The 19151-nt window shown below is 55.2% G+C and carries 13 protein-coding genes; 3 read left to right on the top strand and 10 right to left on the bottom strand.

Annotated features, from left to right (window positions below; translation table 11 throughout):
* The first annotated feature begins 14 nt into the window (after window positions 1–14).
* Window positions 15–1058, top strand: a complete 1044-nt coding sequence (locus OGV83_RS18055) for an aminopeptidase (RefSeq protein WP_114848670.1) — start codon at window positions 15–17, stop codon at window positions 1056–1058.
* Between the two features lie 134 nt (window positions 1059–1192).
* Here OGV83_RS18055 and cysH read toward each other — a convergent pair whose 3' ends face one another.
* The 3 genes from cysH to cysJ form a co-directional block, all read right to left on the bottom strand.
* Window positions 1193–1927, bottom strand: coding sequence for a phosphoadenosine phosphosulfate reductase (cysH, locus tag OGV83_RS18050; protein WP_058668019.1), 735 nt, complete (start codon window positions 1925–1927; stop codon window positions 1193–1195).
* A gap of 101 nt (window positions 1928–2028) precedes the next feature.
* Window positions 2029–3741 (bottom strand): assimilatory sulfite reductase (NADPH) hemoprotein subunit, encoded by a 1713-nt coding sequence (gene cysI, locus OGV83_RS18045; protein ID WP_012134872.1) that lies wholly within the window; start codon window positions 3739–3741, stop codon window positions 2029–2031.
* Window positions 3741–5546 carry an NADPH-dependent assimilatory sulfite reductase flavoprotein subunit gene (gene cysJ / locus OGV83_RS18040; protein WP_248622654.1) on the bottom strand — a complete coding sequence of 602 codons (1806 nt, stop codon included), beginning with the start codon at window positions 5544–5546 and terminating at the stop codon, window positions 3741–3743. The genes cysI and cysJ overlap by 1 nt, the downstream gene beginning before the upstream one ends.
* Window positions 5547–5853: 307 nt before the next feature.
* Here cysJ and queD point away from each other — a divergent pair, with 307 nt between their 5' ends.
* On the top strand, window positions 5854–6216 hold the full coding sequence (queD, locus tag OGV83_RS18035; RefSeq protein WP_012134875.1) for a 6-carboxytetrahydropterin synthase QueD: 363 nt from the start codon (window positions 5854–5856) through the stop codon (window positions 6214–6216).
* Between the two features lie 112 nt (window positions 6217–6328).
* Here the strand turns inward: queD and queE are convergent, their stop codons facing one another.
* The 6 genes from queE to rlmD all read right to left on the bottom strand — a co-directional run bounded on the left by queE (window position 6329) and on the right by rlmD (window position 15022).
* The gene (gene queE, locus OGV83_RS18030; RefSeq protein ID WP_047461605.1) at window positions 6329–7000 is read right to left on the bottom strand and encodes a 7-carboxy-7-deazaguanine synthase QueE; all 672 of its coding nucleotides are present in this window, start codon (window positions 6998–7000) and stop codon (window positions 6329–6331) included.
* A 136-nt stretch (window positions 7001–7136) separates the two neighbouring features.
* A complete protein-coding gene (gene eno, locus OGV83_RS18025) occupies window positions 7137–8435 on the bottom strand; it encodes a phosphopyruvate hydratase (RefSeq protein WP_012134889.1) in 1299 nt (432 codons plus the stop codon).
* 89 nt (window positions 8436–8524) lie between these two features.
* Window positions 8525–10162, bottom strand: coding sequence for a glutamine hydrolyzing CTP synthase (gene pyrG, locus OGV83_RS18020; protein ID WP_012134890.1), 1638 nt, complete (start codon window positions 10160–10162; stop codon window positions 8525–8527).
* 353 nt (window positions 10163–10515) lie between these two features.
* Window positions 10516–11307, bottom strand: coding sequence for a nucleoside triphosphate pyrophosphohydrolase (gene mazG, locus OGV83_RS18015; protein ID WP_012134891.1), 792 nt, complete (start codon window positions 11305–11307; stop codon window positions 10516–10518).
* 130 nt (window positions 11308–11437) lie between these two features.
* Window positions 11438–13672 carry a GTP diphosphokinase gene (relA, locus tag OGV83_RS18010; protein WP_047461598.1) on the bottom strand — a complete coding sequence of 745 codons (2235 nt, stop codon included), beginning with the start codon at window positions 13670–13672 and terminating at the stop codon, window positions 11438–11440.
* A gap of 51 nt (window positions 13673–13723) precedes the next feature.
* The gene (gene rlmD, locus OGV83_RS18005; RefSeq protein ID WP_114848683.1) at window positions 13724–15022 is read right to left on the bottom strand and encodes a 23S rRNA (uracil(1939)-C(5))-methyltransferase RlmD; all 1299 of its coding nucleotides are present in this window, start codon (window positions 15020–15022) and stop codon (window positions 13724–13726) included.
* A gap of 57 nt (window positions 15023–15079) precedes the next feature.
* On the opposite strand from rlmD, the gene barA reads away from it, so the two are divergent.
* A complete protein-coding gene (gene barA / locus OGV83_RS18000) occupies window positions 15080–17836 on the top strand; it encodes a two-component sensor histidine kinase BarA (protein ID WP_049009494.1) in 2757 nt (918 codons plus the stop codon).
* Window positions 17837–17969: 133 nt separating this feature from the next.
* Here the strand turns inward: barA and OGV83_RS17995 are convergent, their stop codons facing one another.
* Complete coding sequence (locus tag OGV83_RS17995; protein WP_286464255.1) at window positions 17970–19112, bottom strand: glycerate kinase; 1143 nt, start codon at window positions 19110–19112, stop codon at window positions 17970–17972.
* Window positions 19113–19151 lie beyond the last annotated feature (39 nt).

The raw sequence follows: 19151 nt of genomic DNA, 5'->3' as shown, positions 1-19151 counted from the left end.
TTTAAGGACTCACTATGTTTTCCGCATCGCGCCTCCGTGCAGCGCTCCTGGCGCTCGGCGTATGCTTTATCCTTCCCGCGCAGGCAACGTCACCGAAGCCTGGCGATATCGCCAATATTCAGGCACGACACATTGCAACATTCTTTCCCGGCAGAATGACCGGAACACCGGCGGAGATGCTCTCTGCCGATTATTTACGTCAGCAATTTGAGCAGATGGGATATCGCAGCGATATCCGAACATTTAATAGCCGCTATATTTATACCGCCAGGAATAATCGCAAGAACTGGCATAACGTGACGGGCAGTACCGTTATTGCGGCGCACGAAGGGAAAGCGCCGCAACAAATTATTATTATGGCGCACCTGGATACCTATGCGCCGCTGAGCGATGCCGATACCGACGCCAATCTCGGCGGTTTAACCTTGCAGGGCATTGACGATAACGCCGCCGGGCTGGGCGTGATGCTGGAACTGGCTGAACGCCTGAAAGACATCCCGACGCAGTACGGCATCCGCTTTATCGCCACCAGCGGTGAAGAAGAGGGAAAACTGGGCGCAGAAAACCTGCTTAAGCGGATGAGCGCCGCTGAGAAGAAAAATACGCTGCTGGTAATTAACCTTGATAACCTGATTGTCGGCGACAAACTCTACTTCAACAGCGGGCAGCAAACGCCGGAAGCCGTACGCAAACTGACGCGCGACCGGGCGCTGACGATTGCGCGCAGCCACGGTATCGCCGCCGCGACCAATCCGGGTCTGAACAAGGATTACCCGAAAGGCACAGGCTGCTGTAACGACGCCGAAGTCTTCGATAAAGCCGGTATTTCCGTGCTGTCGGTTGAGGCCACCAACTGGAATCTGGGGAAAAAAGACGGCTATCAGCAGCGTGCGAAAACGCCTTCATTCCCGGCCGGAAACAGCTGGCACGATGTGCGTCTGGATAACCAACAGCACATCGACAAGGCGCTACCAGGAAGAATTGAACACCGCAGTCGCGATGTCGTGCGCATCATGTTGCCGCTGGTAAAAGAACTGGCGAAAGCCGGTAAAGCCTGATGTGTCGCCCGGTGGCGGCTACGCCTTACCGGGCCTACAGAGCTGCACTTGCCGGATGGCGGCATAAATGCCTTATCAGGCCTACAGACACTGTCTGGTAGGCCTGATAAGCGTAGCGCCATCAGGCAAAACAATCACCCTTCGTGCAGCCCGCACTCGCGCTTCAGCCCGAAGAATCGCGTCTCTTCTTCTGCCATGCCGGGCTCCCATTTACGGGTGGTGTGGGTATCGCCAACCGACAGATAGCCCTGATCCCATAGCGGATGGTATTTCAGACCGTGTTTTTGCAGATACTGGTACACCGTCCGGTTATCCCAGTCGATGATGGGCAGCACTTTAAAAACGCCGCGCTGAATCGCCAGCACAGGCAGATGCGCCCGGCTCCCGGATTGTTCGCGGCGCAGGCCAGCAAACCACGTTTGCGCGTTAAGCTCTTTTAACGCCCGGTTCATCGGCTCGACTTTGTTGATGTCATTGTATTTCTCAATGCCCTCAACGCCTTGCTCCCACAGTTTACCGTAGCGGGCTTCCTGCCAGGCCGCGCTTTCCGTCGCACGGTAGACTTTCAGGTTCAGGTTCAGCTTTTCCGTCAGCTCATCAATAAACTGGTAGGTTTCCGGGAACAGATAGCCGGTATCGGTCAGGATAACCGGAATATCCGGGCGAATCTGGTTAACCAGATGCAGGCTGACCGCCGCCTGAATACCAAAGCTCGACGAGAGCACGTATTCACCGGGTAGATTCTCCAGCGCCCACGCCACGCGTCCTTCAGCATCCAACTTTTCCAGCTGCGCGTTGGTTTCAGCCAGCGCCATGACGCGCTCGACTTTCGGCAATTCATTCAGGGCGTTTAGATCGAGTACGGACATAAGTTCCTCACTGTTTGCCTTGCCTGATGGCGCTGCGCTTATCAGACCTACCGTCTACGTAGGCCGGATAAGGCATTTATGCCGCCATCCGGCGATGCACGTTATTCCCAGAAATCCCGGGCGGGATCGAGCACCGGGCGAATGATGCCCGCACGCACCGTAAAGTCGCCGAAGCCTTCACCCGCTTCGCGCTCTTTCACCCAGCGCCCAATCAGTTCATCCAGCGACGCCAGAATTTCCGGCTCGGTAATGTTCTCTTTGAACATACGCGGGATACGCGTTCCGATGCGATTACCGCCCAGATGCAGGTTATAACGACCCGGCGCTTTCCCCACCAGACCGACTTCCGCCAGCATGGCGCGTCCGCAGCCATTTGGGCAGCCCGTCACGCGCAGCACGATGTGCTCATCGCTCACGCCGTGGTGGGTCATCAACGCGTCCACTTTATCGACGAAGGTCGGCAGGAAACGCTCCGCTTCCGCCATCGCCAGCGGGCAGGTCGGGAACGATACGCAGGCCATCGAGTTTTCACGCTGCGACGTGACCGCATTCATCAGGCCGTGGTTGCGCGCCAGTTTTTCAATCTTCGCTTTCTGGCTTTCCGGCACGCCGGCAATGATCAGGTTCTGGTTGGCGGTAATACGGAATTCGCCCTTGTGGATCTTCGCGATCTCCAGCAGACCGGTTTTCAGCGGGCGCCCCGGATAATCCAGAATACGGCCATTCTCAATAAACAGCGTCAGGTGCCATTTGTTGTCGATGCCTTTCACCCAACCGATGCGATCGCCGCGCCCGGTAAATTCATACGGGCGGATCGGTTCAAATTTGATGCCTGCACGACGCTCGACTTCCGCCTTGAACGTCTCGACCCCAACACGCTCCAGAGTGTATTTGGTTTTGGCGTTTTTACGATCGGTACGATTACCCCAGTCGCGCTGAGTCGTCACCACCGCTTCCGCCACCGCCAGAGTATGCTCCAGCGGCAGATAGCCGAACTCGCTCGCGGTGCGGGCATACGTTTTCTTGTTCCCGTGCTCAATAGAAAGCCCGCCGCCGACCAGCAGGTTAAAGCCCACCAGCTTGCCGTTTTCCGCCACGGCGACAAAGTTCATGTCGTTGGCGTGCAGATCGATGTCGTTCTGCGGCGGGATCACCACGGTCGTTTTGAACTTACGCGGCAGATAGGTCTGGCCGAGGATCGGCTCCTCATCCGTTGTGGCGACCTTTTCCTGATCAAGCCAGATCTCCGCATAGGCGCGGGTGCGCGGCAGCAAATGCTCGGAGATCTTTTTCGCCCACTCATAGGCTTCGGCATGCAGCTCAGACTCATACGGGTTAGAGGTGCACAGCACGTTACGGTTCATGTCGTTGGCGGTCGCCAGCGCGTCCAGCCCAACGGAGTGCAGCATCTGATGTACCGGCTTCACGTTCTTTTTCAGAATGCCGTGGAACTGGAAGGTCTGACGGTTAGTCAGGCGAATGCTACCGTAAATCGTATTTTCCGCGGCGAATTTATCGATCGCCTGCCACTGTCTGGTGGTGATAACCCCACCCGGCAGACGGCAACGCAGCAGCATCGCATGACGCGGCTCCAGCTTCTGCTCGGCGCGCTCGGCGCGAATGTCACGGTCATCCTGCTGGTACATACCGTGAAAACGGATCAGCAGAAAGTTGTCGCCTTTAAAACCGCCGGTCAGGCCGTCATTCAAATCTTCAGCAATGGTGCCGCGCAGGTAGTTGCTCTCAAGCTTCATGCGCTCGGCATCTGCCAGTTTACCTTCGACCACCAGTGGGCCTGGATGTTTTTCGCTCATTAGTAGACATCTCGCTGATAACGGCGCTCAACGCGCAGCTCACTTAAAAATTCATCCGCCGCTTCGGCATCCATACCGCCGAATTCGGCAATCACTTCCAGCAGTGCCTGCTCAACGTCTTTCGCCATGCGATTGGCGTCGCCGCAGACATAAATGTGCGCGCCGTCATTAATCCAGCGCCACAGCTCTGCGCCCTGTTCGCGCAGTTTGTCTTGTACGTATATTTTTTCTTTTTGATCGCGGGACCAGGCCAGATCGATGCGGCTCAGGACGCCCTCTTTGACGTAGCGCTGCCATTCCACCTGGTAGAGGAAATCTTCGGTAAAGTGCGGGTTGCCAAAGAACAACCAGTTTTTACCCGGCGCTTCATCTGCCGCACGCTGCTGCATAAAGGCGCGGAAAGGGGCGATCCCGGTGCCTGGACCTATCATGATCACCGGTGTTTCCGGGTTGGCCGGCAGACGGAAATTATCGTTGTGTTCGATAAATACGCGCACTTCACCCTCTTCTTCCACGCGGTCGGCCAGGAAGCTTGATGCCCCGCCCGCCCGCGCCCGGCCTTCTATTTCATAACGCACGGCGCCTACGGTGATATGCACTTCGCTCTCGACTTCCGCCTGGGAAGAGGCTATCGAGTAAAGACGCGGCGTCAGCGGGCGCAGCAGCCCCACCAGCGCGTCAGCATCCAGCTGAGCCGGAGAGAAACGCAGCATATCAACGACAGGCGTCGTCGCGGCGTAATGCTGCAACTGGGCTTTATCACCCACCAGCGGCAACAGCGATTCGCTGCGGGTCAGCGTGGCGTAGTTTTCCACGATATTGGCGGTGTTCACCGTCAGCTCAAAATGCCACTGCAAGGCTTCGGCAAGCGGCAGCACCTTACCGTTAACGGTGACCGGCTCCGTGCCTTTCAGCCAGACCAGTTCGACGATCTCTTTGACCAGTTCAGGATCGTTCTGATACCAGACGCCCAGGGCATCGCCCGGCTGGTAGCGCAGGCCAGAATCGCCCAGATCGATTTCGATATGGCGCACATCTTTTTCCGAGTCGCGGCCGGTGATTTTCTGATTGACGGCGAGCGAGGCGCTCAGCGGCGCTTCTTTGGTATAAGGGCTGGAATGCACGTCATTCACGGCCCCCGTTGCCGCGACAGCGACCTGCGCTGCCGATGCGCTCGGCGCACGCGCTTTCAGTGCGTCAACAACGCGAGCCCGCCATTCTTGTGCCGCCGCCTGGTATTCCACATCCGCATCGACGCGATCGAGCAGACGCTCCCCCCCCAGTTCCGCCAGCTTGCTGTCGAAATCTTTACCCGCCTGGCAGAAAAATTCATAGGAGGTATCACCGAGGCCAAAGACGGCGAAGGCGGTGTTGTCGAGCTTCGGCGCTTTTTTAGAGAACAGAAACTTACGCAGCGCAACGGCTTCTTCCGGTGGCTCGCCTTCGCCCTGCGTGGACGCGACCACAACCAGCAGCTTTTCATTGGCGATCTGTTTGAATTTGTAGTCGCCCGCATTAACCAGCGTGACGCTCAGTTTTGCCGCCAGCAGGTCATCGCGCAGGGCTTCCGCCACGCGCCGCGCATTGCCGGTTTGCGATGCAGAAATAAGCGTAATACCCGGCATTTCAGCGACAGGCGCTGGCGTGGCGGCGAGCGTGCCCGGCTGCTGGTTCAGCATTCCCCAGAAATAGCCGGAAACCCAGGCAAGCTGGGTGGGAGAAAGATCGGTTGTGGCCGCCTGAAGGCGTGCCAGTTGCTCCGGGTTTAGCGGAAGCAAAGCGGATGGTGGGGCCTGTGTTGTCATGCGTCGTTATGTTCCAGTAGCAAAGCGGAATTTATGCAAAAAGACCAAACTAGCGATAAGGTTAACGGCGGGGATAATAACAATTAAAGAAGGGATGGAAATAACAAATAACCAAATGGACTAACCTGTTTTAGTTATAGTTATTAACAACAAAAGCGATTAAACAACCTATTGAAATAGAAAGAAATAATTCACAATTCTTGTGCAAATCTCATTATCCGCGCGTCAACGCCGTTTTAGTTAATGATAAAAAATGTGCTTTCCGGTACCCTACGGCGGTTTTTGTATTCTTGAGAGTTAATCATCCATGTCCACCACCTTGTTTAAAGATTTCACCTTTGAAGCCGCTCACCGCCTGCCCCACGTACCGGAAGGGCATAAATGTGGCCGCCTGCATGGTCATTCATTTATGGTGCGCCTTGAAATTACCGGTGACGTCGATCCGCATACCGGTTGGATCATGGATTTCGCCGAACTGAAAGCCGCGTTCAAACCGACGTACGATCGTCTGGATCATTATTATCTGAACGATATTCCAGGTCTGGAAAATCCAACCAGCGAAGTGCTGGCAAAATGGATTTGGGATCAGGTTAAACCTGCCGTACCGCTGCTGAGCGCAGTAATGGTGAAAGAGACCTGCACAGCAGGCTGCGTGTATCGCGGCGAGTGATTTTTTTGTTTTGCCGGATGGCGACGCGTTGCGTCTTATCCGGCCTACAAATGAGTATGACCGTAGGCCGGGCAAGCGAAGCGCCCCCGGCGAACGCGCTAACGATTTTTTATCACGCAATATTCAGATATTTGTGTGTCTGCATTGATAAGCGCCAGTTACGCGCGATACAGGTTTCAATGCACAGACGCGTCGCGTCTTCTTTCTGGCTGATTGGCTGCAAGGCAATGATTCGCGGCTTATCGTCGCTCAGCGTCGCCAATAGCTCATCCAGCGCTTCAATATCACGGACGCGACCAACAGGGTGCTTGATTTCATTCGCACGCTCCAGCGCCTGCGACAGGACGTCATAGCCACCGCGCATATTCACCTTCGGCGAAACCGTCACCCAGGTATTCGGCGTACAGCGAACCTCGTGTGTGCCGCTGGTTTCAATCTGACAGCTGAATCCATTCTTCTCAAGTAAATCGGTCAATGGCATCAGGTCATGGATACAGGGCTCACCGCCGGTGATCACGACATGACGCGCGGTATACCCCTGTCGGCTTATCACCGCCAGCAGGTCTTCACTACTTGCCGCGCCCCACTTGTCGCTCTCTTTGGTCTTCGCCAGGATGCTGTATAACGACACTTCCCGATCTTCAAGCTTATCCCAGGTGTGTTTGGTATCGCACCAGGCACAGCCAACCGGGCATCCCTGTAAACGGATAAAAATGGCGGGGACGCCGGTAAAGTAACCCTCACCTTGCAGGGTCTGGAACATCTCGTTAATCGGGTACTGCATAGCATTCTCTGTTAAGGGGATAATCAGTGATTATCGCAGAAAGCCTCGCTAAGGTCATGCACAGCAGCTGCGCCAAACGCACGCCATAAAAAAACCCGCCGGAGCGGGTTTTTTACGTTAAGAGTGAAGAGCAGGATTACGCCTGACCTTTGATCTCTTTACGACCGTTGTACGGCGCTTTTTCGCCCAGCGCTTCTTCGATACGAATCAGCTGGTTGTATTTAGCAACACGGTCAGAACGGCTCATAGAACCGGTTTTGATCTGGCCTGCCGCAGTACCAACAGCCAGGTCAGCGATGGTCGCGTCTTCAGTTTCGCCAGAACGGTGAGAGATAACGGCAGTGTAGCCAGCGTCTTTCGCCATCTTGATAGCAGCCAGCGTTTCGGTCAGAGAACCGATCTGGTTGAATTTGATCAGGATGGAGTTAACGATGCCTTTGTCGATACCTTCTTTCAGGATCTTGGTGTTGGTTACGAACAGGTCGTCACCAACCAGCTGGATTTTGTCGCCCAGCACTTTGGTCTGGTATGCGAAACCGTCCCAGTCAGACTCGTCCAGACCGTCTTCGATGGAAACGATCGGGTACTGTTTGGTCAGGTCTTCCAGGAAGTGAGTGAATTCTTCAGAGGTGAATGCTTTGTTACCTTCGCCAGCCAGAACGTATTTGCCGTCTTTGTAGAATTCAGATGCTGCGCAGTCCATCGCCAGAGTGATGTCTTTGCCCAGCTCGTAGCCAGCAGCTTTAACCGCTTCAGCGATAACAGCCAGTGCTTCAGCGTTGGAGCCCAGGTTCGGCGCATAGCCGCCTTCGTCACCAACAGCAGTGTTCATACCTTTAGCTTTCAGAACTTTAGCCAGGTTGTGGAACACTTCAGAACCCATACGTACTGCTTCTTTCAGGGTTTTAGCGCCAACCGGCTGAATCATGAATTCCTGGATATCAACGTTGTTGTCAGCGTGCTCGCCGCCGTTGATGATGTTCATCATCGGAACCGGCATGGAGTATTTACCCGGGGTGCCGTTCAGTTCAGCGATGTGCTCGTACAGCGGCTGACCTTTAGAGGCCGCAGCGGCTTTGGCGTTAGCCAGAGACACAGCCAGGATCGCGTTCGCACCGAAGTTAGATTTGTTTTCAGTACCGTCCAGGTCGATCATGATTTTATCAATGCCAGCCTGATCTTTGGCGTCTTTGCCAAGGATTGCCTGAGCGATCGGGCCGTTAACCGCTGCAACAGCTTTGGTTACGCCTTTACCCAGGAAACGGGATTTGTCGCCATCGCGCAGTTCCAGCGCTTCGCGGGAACCCGTAGAAGCACCTGACGGAGCGGCTGCCATACCAACGAAACCACCTTCCAGGTGTACTTCGGCTTCAACAGTCGGGTTACCACGGGAGTCGATGATTTCACGACCGATGACTTTAACGATTTTGGACATTAGGTTTTCCTCAGTACAAGTTAAACTAAAACTCCAGACAAACAACGCGTACCTTTGGTACGCGTTGCCGTTCTAACTTTTTTTACTTCTTACTTCGCCTGACGCTTCTGATATTCGCTGGCGGCTTTCACAAAGCCTGCAAACAGCGGATGCCCGTCACGCGGCGTTGAAGTAAATTCCGGGTGGAATTGACAGGCAACGAACCACGGATGGTTCGGCACTTCGATGATCTCGACCAACTGATCATCCCCGGAACGGCCCGCAATGCGCAGACCCGCAGCTTCAATTTGGTTCAACAACATGTTGTTGACTTCATAGCGGTGACGATGGCGCTCAGTGATTGTCGGCGTACCGTACATCTGGCGAACCAGGCTCTCATCGGAAAGCTGACACATCTGCGCGCCAAGACGCATGGTGCCACCCAGATCGCTCTTCTCCGTACGGACTTCAACGTTGCCGTTCTCGTCACGCCACTCGGTAATCAGCGCCACAACAGGGTACTTACAGTCTGGCACAAATTCCGTTGAGTTGGCGTTTTCCATACCCGCTACGTTGCGCGCAAATTCAATCAGCGCAACCTGCATACCCAGGCAAATACCCAGATAAGGAATATTGTTTTCACGCGCATAACGCGCCGTCGCGACCTTACCTTCAACGCCACGGTAGCCGAAGCCGCCTGGGATCAGGATAGCGTCCAAATCTTTCAGAATTTCGACGCCGCGCGTTTCAACATCCTGCGAATCGATCAGCTTGATGTTGACGGTGACACGGTTCTTCAGGCCACCGTGTTTCAGCGCTTCAATCACCGACTTATAGGCATCCGGCAGTTCAATGTACTTGCCGACCATACCGATAGTCACTTCGCCCGCCGGGTTCGCTTCTTCGTAGATAACCTGTTCCCATTCGGCCAGGTTCGCTTCCGGGCAGTCTAAGCTGAATCGTTTACAAATATAATCGTCCAGGCCCTGAGATTTCAACATGCCCGGAATTTTATAAATAGAATCGACGTCTTTCAGAGAAATAACGGCCTTTTCAGCAACGTTACAGAACAATGCAATCTTCGCACGCTCATTGGCCGGAACGGCGCGATCGGAACGGCAGATCAGAATATCCGGCTGGATACCGATGGAGAGCAGTTCTTTAACGGAGTGCTGCGTCGGTTTCGTTTTGACTTCGCCTGCCGCGGCCATGTACGGCACCAGCGTCAGGTGCATAAACAGCGCGTGCTCACGACCGATATCAACCGCCAGTTGACGAATCGCTTCCAGGAACGGCAGGGACTCGATATCACCGACAGTACCGCCGATTTCGACCAGCACCACGTCGTGGCCTTCGCCGCCTTCGATGATGCGCTCTTTAATCGCGTTGGTGATGTGCGGGATAACCTGTACGGTTGCGCCCAGATAGTCGCCACGGCGTTCTTTACGCAGAACGTCGGAGTAAATACGACCCGTGGTGAAGTTGTTGCGGCGGCTCATCTTGGTGCGAATGAAGCGCTCATAGTGACCCAGGTCCAGATCGGTTTCGGCGCCGTCTTCAGTAACGAACACTTCCCCGTGTTGGATTGGACTCATAGTACCGGGATCGACGTTGATGTACGGATCCAGTTTCATGATGGTCACGTTGAGGCCACGGGCTTCAAGAATGGCTGCGAGGGAGGCTGCGGCAATGCCTTTACCCAGAGAGGATACGACCCCGCCGGTCACAAAAATATAGTTCGTTGTCATGCTGAACCTGAGAAGTTAGGTTTAAAAGACGATGGAATAACCAGGACGGGAAAGCAGTATACCCGAACATGGCGTACGCCACAAACTTTCATTATCCCCTCTCCTTCGTTCTTCAAGCCGCACCAGTGTTAGCTTCCTTCACTCCCCCCAGTCACATCGCATTTCTATGTTCCTGGGGATTCTTTCAGTCGCCGCCTTGTTGCGACTCGAATAACTCGAAGAGGCAGTATACAAGGTGTTTCATCAACATAACGGGAAGAGAAAATAGCCCCTTTGGGGTAAATGTTTTTGACGTAAATCAAGAGCTTGTTATTTAAAAAATCACACAAAACGCCCTTGACTGCCTAAATTCGTTAGAGATCAATTTCCTGGCGTTTTACCTGCTGCCAGACTTCTTCCATTGTTTCCAGATCAACTCCCGTCATTTCCAGGCCTCGCGCCGCAACAATCCGCTCAACTTCACGAAAACGCCGTTCGAACTTTTCATTGGCTTTTTGTAACGCGGTCTCTGCTTTTGTCCCTAAATGACGCGCCATATTGACGGTGGCAAAGAGCAGGTCGCCCATTTCCTCCTCCAGTTTAGCCTGGTCTACGACAGCCTGCCGCGCCTCGAACATGACCTCGTCGATCTCTTCATACACCTTATCGACAACCGGCCCTAACGTCGTCCAGTCAAAGCCGACGTTCGAACAGCGCTTCTGGATTTTTTGCGCGCGCATTAACGCCGGTAAGCTGCGGGGAATATCATCCAGCGCCGAATGCTGCGCTTTCTGCGCGCGCTCTTCGGTTTTGATTTGCTCCCAGCGGGCTAATACCTCGGTACTGTTGTGAGCGGCTACGTCCGCAAAGACGTGTGGGTGGCGACGTTCCAGTTTATCGCTGATGGCGGCGCAAATATCATTAAAGTCAAAGCGCCCTTCTTCCTGCGCCATCTGCGCATAAAACACGACCTGAAACAGCAGATCGCCCAGCTCTCCGCGCAGGTCGTCAAAGTCCTCACGGGCAATGGCGTCGAGCACTTCATAGGTTTCTTCAAGGGTATACGGCGCAATGGTGGCAAACGTCTGCTCTTTGTCCCACGGGCAGCCGTTTTCCGGGTCGCGCAAGCGTTGCATGATGCCAAGCAGGCGATCGATTTGATTCATTGGAATATCCTGAAAATTGTCACCAACGTAGGCCGGATAAGGCGACAGCCGCCATCCGGCAACTGGCAATGCCTGATGGCAACGCTGACGCGTCTTATCAGGCCTACAAAGCTTATCCGGCCTGGAAAAATTAATTGCCGTGCAAACGACGCGCGTCGATCACATCCGGCACCTGGTTGAGTTTACTGAGTACGCGCCCCAGCACTTGCAGGTTGTAAATTTCGATGGTCATATCGATGGTGGCGAGCTGTTGCCGGGTGTCGCTGCGGCTGGCCACCCCCAGCACGTTCACCTTCTCGTTAGCCAGAATGGTGGTGATATCCCGCAACAAGCCGCTGCGATCGTTGGCCTGAACGCGTACCACCAGCGAATATCCCGCAGAGTAGCTCTCGCCCCACACCGCATCCACGATACGTTCCGGTGCATGAGAACGCAGCTCCACAAGCTGTTCGCAGTCCGCCCGGTGTACGGAAATACCGCGCCCCTGGGTGATAAACCCGACAATCTCATCCCCTGGAATCGGCTGGCAGCAGCGCGCAATGTGGTGCATCAGGTTGCCGACCCCTTCCACCACCACGCGGCCATCGTCTTTACGGCGATTCTGCGGAGCGTATGTTTTCTGCTGAAGCTGTTTCAGCGCGGCGGCATCCTGTTCGGCGGCGCTCGGCTTATTAAACTGCGATTGCAGGAAATTCACCATCTGGTTAAGGCGAATATCCCCGCCGCCAATCGCCGCCAGCAGTTCCTCCAGCTCATTGAAGTTGTAGCGCGGCAGCAGGTGTTTTTCCGCCTCTTTCAGGCTGATGCCCAAATGCGCCAGTTCATCGTCGAGGATTTGCCGCCCGGCGAGAATGTTCTTGTCCCGATCCTGCTTGCGGAACCAGGCGTGAATTTTGGAACGGCCACGGCTGGTCGTCACATAGCCCAGGTTCGGGTTGAGCCAGTCCCGGCTAGGGTTTGGCTGTTTCTGGGTGATGATTTCAATCTGATCGCCCATCTGCAACTGATAGGTAAACGGCACGATACGCCCGCCGATTTTCGCCCCGATGCAGCGATGCCCCACATCGCTGTGGATATGGTAGGCAAAGTCAAGCGGCGTGGAGCCTGCGGGCAGATCCACCACATCGCCTTTTGGCGTAAAGACATACACCCGGTCGTCAAAGACCTGGCTACGCACTTCATCCAGCATTTCGCCAGAATCCGCCATCTCTTCCTGCCAGGCGATCAGCTTACGCAGCCACGCAATTCTGTCTTCATGGCCCGTGCGCGCCCCCCCGGAGACCGCTCCCTCTTTGTACTTCCAGTGCGCCGCGACGCCCAGTTCAGCATCTTCGTGCATCTGTTTGGTACGAATCTGGATCTCAACGGTTTTACCGCCAGGGCCAAGCACCACCGTATGGATTGACTGGTAGCCATTAGGTTTCGGGTTGGCGACGTAATCATCGAACTCGTCCGGCAGATGGCGATAGTGCGTATGCACAATCCCCAGCGCGGCATAGCAGTCCTGCAAACGTTCAGCCACAATACGCACGGCGCGCACGTCAAACAGCTCGTCAAACGCCAGATGCTTTTTCTGCATTTTGCGCCAGATGCTGTAGATGTGTTTCGGGCGGCCATAGACCTCCGCCTTCACACCTTCGGTTTTCATTTCAGAACGCAGATGCCCGACAAACTCTTCAATGTAATGCTCGCGGTCAATGCGGCGTTCGTGCAGCAGTTTGGCGATCCGCTTGTATTCCGCCGGGTGCAGATAGCGGAAGCAGTAATCTTCCAGCTCCCACTTCAGTTGCCCGATGCCCAGCCGGTTAGCCAGCGGAGCATAGATATTGGTGCATTCTTTCGCCGCCAGTACGCGTTCATCTTCCGGCGCGTCTTTAACCTCGCGCAGATGGGCGATGCGTTCCGCCAGCTTGATGACCACGCAGCGGAAGTCGTCCACCATCGCCAGCAGCATCCGACGAACGTTATCCACCTGCTCGGAGGAGACGGAATCGTTATGCGTCGCTTTCAGTTGACGAATCGCCGCCATATCGCGCACGCCGTGAATCAGATTGACGATCGATGTCCCCACGCTCTCGCGCAGGATATCTTCGCTGACAACATTGGCGTCAGCCAGGGGGAAGAGCAGCGCCGCCCGCAGCGTGTCGATATCCATACTTAACGTAGAGAGGATTTCCACCATCTCCACGCCACGCCACAGCAACAGTTCCGCATCGGGATGTCCTTGTGTCTGTTGCAGGCAATACGCCCAGGTTTCGGCTAAGCGTTCACACGACTGCTGGCTGGAGATACTCAGACTCGCGATCCATTTTTTCGGATCAAACTCACCAGCTTTATTAAGATGTGCACTTCTTACCGCAACCATTGTCCTCTCCTTAAGGGACCAGGCCTACCGAAGTCAGCAAGCCATGACTCATTACAAACGCTCAAACAACACCATTGATTCCAGATGCCCAGTGTGTGGGAACATGTCGAGCATCGCCAGCCGCTGAATTTGGTATCCGGCATTCAACAAGGCGTCGCTATCCCGTGCCAGCGTAGCAGGATTACAGGATACATAAACAATACGAATTGGTTTTAACTTTATAATGTGTTTCATCACGCCTGCCGCCCCGGCACGAGCGGGATCGAGCAAAATTTTGTCAAAACCGTTTTTCGCCCATTGCTGCTTCGTGACATCTTCTTCGAGATTTTCGTGAAAGAATGTCACATTCTGTAATCCGTTACGCCGCGCGTTTTCCCGGCCTTTTTCCACCAGCGCCGGAACGCCTTCAACGCCCACAACGCTGGCGGCGCGCGTCGCCAGCGGCAGAGTAAAATTCCCCATGCCGCAGAACAGATCCAGAACGCGGTCGCCAGGTTGAATATCCAGCCATTCCAGCGCCCGGGCGACCATTTTCTGGTTCACCCCTTCGTTGACCTGAATAAAGTCGCGCGGGCTGAAGGTTAAGCGTAGCCCGTTTGAATCATACCAGGGCGTCTCCCCGGTAAGCGGTTCAAGTATGTCGCTTTGAGGGGCCAGAAACAGAGACAGTCCCTCAGAATGCGAAAAGCGTTCCAGTTTTTCTCTGTCCGCCGCGCTCAAGGGCGCCGTATGACGCAGCACCATCAGGGTGCCATTCCCCGCCTGTACCAGCTCGACATGGCCAAAGTGGCGGTTTCCTTGCAAACTTTCCAGACACGCCCTGACGCGAGGCAACAGCGCCTCAAGCTGGGGCACCAGAATGGGGCACTGCCTGACATCCACGATATCGCTGGAGCCCGCCTTGCGAAATCCCATCTGCAATTGCTGAGTTTTAGGCAGATAATTCAGGCTTAAACGCGCGCGACGTCGATAGCCCCACGGCGTATCGGCGATCACCTCGGCGACATCGCATTTCATTAAGCGCGACAGCGCGGCGCTTTTGCTGCGTTGTTGCAGCGCGACGCTGGCATGCTGCTGCTGGCAGCCGCCACAGACGCCAAAGTGTGGGCAGCGCGGCGTTTCCCGTTCCGGGCTATCATTCAGGCGACGCTTAACTTGCGCGCGAGCGAACTGTTTTTTATCTTCGGTAATGACGACGTCGCCCTTTTCCTGGGGCAGTAATCCCGGTATAAACAGCGCCTTTCCATTATGGCGAGCCACGCCCTGACCAAAAGGATCGAGGTCATTGACCGTAACGGTTATGATCTGACGCGTCGTCACGCGTCGTTTTGCAGAGTAGAATTGCGCCATCGACGAGATATTTCTCAATTTAACAGTGTGACCCTAATTGTCCCATAACGGAACTCCATGACCAACTACAGCCTGCGCGCACGCATGATGATTCTGATCCTGGCCCCGACCGTCCTCATTGGTTTACTGCTCAGTATCTTTTTCGTTGTGCATCGCTATAACGACTTGCAGCGTCAACTGGAAGATGCTGGCGCCAGCATTATCGAACCTCTTGCGGTCTCCAGCGAATATGGCATGAACCTGCAAAACCGCGAATCAATCGGGCAGCTCATCAGCGTTCTCCATCGCCGCCACTCCGACATCGTGCGCGCCATTTCCGTTTATGACGAGAATAACCGGCTGTTTGTCACATCCAATTTCCATCTCGATCCGTCAGAAATGCAGCTCGCCACCGGGGAGCCGTTTCCCCGCAGGCTGAGCGTGACCCGCCACGGGGACATTATGATCCTGCGAACGCCGATTATCTCCGAAAGGTATTCGCCGGACGAATCCCCCGTAACAGACGCCAAAACGCCGAGAAATATGTTGGGATATGTGGCGCTTGAACTGGATCTCAAGTCCGTCCGCCTGCAACAGTACAAAGAGATTTTCATCTCCAGCGTGATGATGCTGTTCTGTATCGGCATTGCCTTAATTTTTGGCTGGCGCCTGATGCGCGACGTCACCGGCCCCATTCGTAATATGGTCAATACCGTTGACCGCATTCGTCGTGGGCAGCTCGACAGCCGCGTCGAGGGCTTTATGCTGGGCGAGCTGGATATGCTGAAAAACGGCATCAACTCGATGGCGATGTCGCTTGCCGCTTACCATGAAGAGATGCAGCATAATATCGATCAGGCCACTTCGGATCTGCGCGAAACGCTGGAACAGATGGAGATCCAGAACGTTGAGCTGGATCTGGCGAAGAAGCGCGCTCAGGAAGCGGCGCGTATTAAGTCTGAGTTTTTGGCCAACATGTCGCACGAACTGCGTACGCCGCTTAACGGCGTGATTGGCTTTACCCGTCTGACGCTAAAAACCGAACTCAATACAACCCAGCGCGATCACCTCAATACTATCGAGCGTTCGGCCAACAACCTGCTGGCGATCATCAATGACGTGCTCGATTTTTCCAAGCTGGAAGCGGGCAAGCTGATTCTGGAAAGCATTCCCTTCCCGCTACGCAGCACGCTGGATGAAGTGGTGACGCTGCTGGCGCATTCATCCCATGACAAAGGGCTGGAGCTCACGTTAAACATCAAAAATGACGTACCGGATAACGTCATCGGCGACCCGCTGCGCCTACAGCAGGTCATTACCAATCTGGTCGGTAATGCCATTAAATTTACCGAAAGCGGCAATATCGACATTCTGGTTGAAAAGCGCGCGCTCAGTAATACCAAAGTACAGATTGAAATCCAGATCCGCGATACCGGCATCGGCATTCCCGAGCGCGACCAGTCGCGTCTGTTCCAGGCTTTCCGCCAGGCGGACGCCAGCATTTCACGCCGTCATGGCGGAACCGGCCTGGGGCTGGTGATTACGCAAAAACTGGTCAATGAGATGGGCGGCGATATCTCGTTCCACAGTCAGCCCAATCGCGGTTCCACTTTCTGGTTCCACATTAATCTCGATCTCAACCCGAATGTGATAAGCGACGCGCCGCCAACGCGCTGTCTGGTAGGAAAACGACTAGCCTACGTCGAACCGAACGCCACCGCCGCGCAATGCACGCTGGATATGCTGAGCGACACGCCGCTGGAGGTGATCTACAGCCCGACGTTCTCAGCGTTGCCGCTGGATCACTACGATATCCTGCTTATCAGCGTTCCGGTGACCTTTAACGAACCGCTCACCATGCAGCAAGAACGGCTGGCGAAAGCCGCCGCCATGACGGACTTCCTGCTGCTGGCGCTGCCTTGCCATGCCCAGATTAACGCCGAAAAACTCAAGCAAGGCGGCGCGGCGGCCTGTCTGTTAAAACCGCTCACCTCAACGCGTTTACTGCCTGCGCTGACGGAATACTGCCATTTGAATCAGCATGTTGAACCGCTGCTGACGGATGAAAATAAAATCGCCATGACGGTAATGGCGGTCGACGATAACCCGGCCAACCTGAAGCTGATCGGCGCGCTGCTGGAGGATAAAGTCCAGCATGTGGAGCTTTGCGACAGCGGGCATCAGGCGGTGGAGCGGGCCAAACAGATGCAGTTTGATTTGATCCTGATGGACATTCAGATGCCGGATATGGACGGTATCCGCGCCTGTGAACTGATTCATCAGCTTCCGCATCAGCAGCAAACGCCGGTGATCGCCGTGACGGCACATGCGATGGCGGGTCAGAAAGAGAAGCTGCTGAGCGCGGGGATGAATGACTATCTGGCCAAGCCGATAGAAGAAGAGAAACTGCACAGCCTGCTGTTGCGCTATAAGCCGGGGGCCGTGGTAGCGACCCGATTACCCGCCGCTGAATCGACAGAGTTTATCGTCAACCCGAACGCAACGCTCGACTGGCAACTGGCGCTGCGCCAGGCGGCCGGAAAATCCGATCTGGCGCGGGATCTGCTGCAAATGCTCATCGACTTCCTGCCGGAAGTGCGTAACAAAATTGAAGAACAGCTGGTGGGAGAGGCGCCCGAAGGGCTGGTGGATCTCATCCACACGCTGCACGGCAGCTGCGGCTACAGCGGGGTGCCGCGCATGAAAAACTTGTGCCAGTTAATTGAGCAGCAGTTACGCAGCGGCACCAAAGAAGAGGAGCTTGAACCCGAGTTCCTGGAGCTGCTTGATGAGATGGACAACGTCGCGCGCGAAGCAAAGAAAATATTAGGATGAGGGGGATGCCGGATGGCGACGCTAGCGCGTCTTATCCGGCCTACAGGTGCGTGGCCGTAGGCCTGATAAGCGCAACGTGACCGGCCTACAGGTGCGTGACCGTAGGCCTGATAAGCGCAGCGCCATCAGGCAGTTAACGTAAATGTTGCCCCACGTTAAGGGTGGCGGCGATATTGCGCGCAGCCATGCGCACATTTTCTGCGGCATTCTCCAGCGCCTCATCCAGCGTACAGACGGTATAAATCACGCTGAAAACAGCATCCAGCCCATGTTGGTGCACAACACCCACATCTGCCGTCAGGCTACCTGCAATACCAATCACGGGCTTATTATGTCGTTTCGCGACCTTTGCCACGCCGACAGGCACTTTGCCGTGAATCGTTTGGCTGTCAATGCGCCCTTCTCCGGTAACAACCAGATCCGCATCAGCAACGCACTCCTCCAGATGCAAGGCATCGGTCACGATCTCAATGCCGCGCCGTAACTCCGCGCCGCAAAACGCATATAATGCGGCTCCCAGACCACCCGCCGCGCCGCCGCCCGCCAGTTCAAACACGTTAATATCCAGATCGCGGGAAATCAGCCGGGCATAGTGCGTCAGCGCGTCGTCTAAGCGTTGAATCATCTCCGGCGTGGCGCCTTTTTGCGGACCAAATACCGCAGATGCCCCCTCTTTCCCGGTCAGCGGATTCGTGACATCGCAGGCGACTTCGATACGACACGCGGCAAGACGTTTATCAATACCGCTGATATCAATCTTTGAGAGCGCTTCCAGCGCCGCGCCGCCTTGCGTAATCTCCTGGTGCTGCGCATCCAGCAATTTCGCCCCCAGCGCCTGCACCATACCGGCGCCGCCGTCATTCGTCGCGCTACCGCCAAGGCCAATAATAATATGTTCCACCCCGGCATCGAGGGCGTGGCGAATTAACTCGCCGGTTCCCCACGAGGTGGTTTTTAGCGGATCGCGTAATTGCGGTGGAACCAACTCCAGCCCGCTGGCGGCGGCCATTTCGATAAAGGCCGAACGCTCGTCGCCAGAAAGCCCATAAAATGCCCGCACGCTGTCACCGAGCGGGCCTGTCACGTCAACATCAACAATCCGGCCTGCCGTGGCCTCGACCATCGCTTCAACCGTTCCCTCACCACCATCAGCAACCGGGAGTTTTACGTAATCCGCATCAGGCCAGATTTCACGAAACCCCTCCTCAATGGCGGTCGCTGCCTCAAGAGCGCTCAAACTTTCCTTATAAGAGTCCGGTGCGATCACTATTTTCATAAAGCATCCTTACGCATGTTGACTGTACTAAGCATACAC

The sequence above is a fragment of the Citrobacter sp. CK189 genome, from assembly GCF_030333505.1.
GTDB lineage: Bacteria > Pseudomonadota > Gammaproteobacteria > Enterobacterales > Enterobacteriaceae > Citrobacter_B > Citrobacter_B koseri.
This window is presented reverse-complemented; position numbering and strand designations above follow the sequence as displayed.

Excerpts from the sequence above, each read along its gene's own strand:
- OGV83_RS18055 (WP_114848670.1), top strand. The coding sequence starts at position 15 with ATGTTTTCCGCATCGCGCCTCCGTGCAGCGCTCCTGGCGCTCGGCGTA.
- cysH (WP_058668019.1), bottom strand. The coding sequence starts at position 1,927 with ATGTCCGTACTCGATCTAAACGCCCTGAATGAATTGCCGAAAGTCGAG.
- cysI (WP_012134872.1), bottom strand. The coding sequence starts at position 3,741 with ATGAGCGAAAAACATCCAGGCCCACTGGTGGTCGAAGGTAAACTGGCA.
- cysJ (WP_248622654.1), bottom strand. The coding sequence starts at position 5,546 with ATGACAACACAGGCCCCACCATCCGCTTTGCTTCCGCTAAACCCGGAG.
- queD (WP_012134875.1), top strand. The coding sequence starts at position 5,854 with ATGTCCACCACCTTGTTTAAAGATTTCACCTTTGAAGCCGCTCACCGC.
- queE (WP_047461605.1), bottom strand. The coding sequence starts at position 7,000 with ATGCAGTACCCGATTAACGAGATGTTCCAGACCCTGCAAGGTGAGGGT.
- eno (WP_012134889.1), bottom strand. The coding sequence starts at position 8,435 with ATGTCCAAAATCGTTAAAGTCATCGGTCGTGAAATCATCGACTCCCGT.
- pyrG (WP_012134890.1), bottom strand. The coding sequence starts at position 10,162 with ATGACAACGAACTATATTTTTGTGACCGGCGGGGTCGTATCCTCTCTG.
- mazG (WP_012134891.1), bottom strand. The coding sequence starts at position 11,307 with ATGAATCAAATCGATCGCCTGCTTGGCATCATGCAACGCTTGCGCGAC.
- relA (WP_047461598.1), bottom strand. The coding sequence starts at position 13,672 with ATGGTTGCGGTAAGAAGTGCACATCTTAATAAAGCTGGTGAGTTTGAT.
- rlmD (WP_114848683.1), bottom strand. The coding sequence starts at position 15,022 with ATGGCGCAATTCTACTCTGCAAAACGACGCGTGACGACGCGTCAGATC.
- barA (WP_049009494.1), top strand. The coding sequence starts at position 15,080 with ATGACCAACTACAGCCTGCGCGCACGCATGATGATTCTGATCCTGGCC.
- OGV83_RS17995 (WP_286464255.1), bottom strand. The coding sequence starts at position 19,112 with ATGAAAATAGTGATCGCACCGGACTCTTATAAGGAAAGTTTGAGCGCT.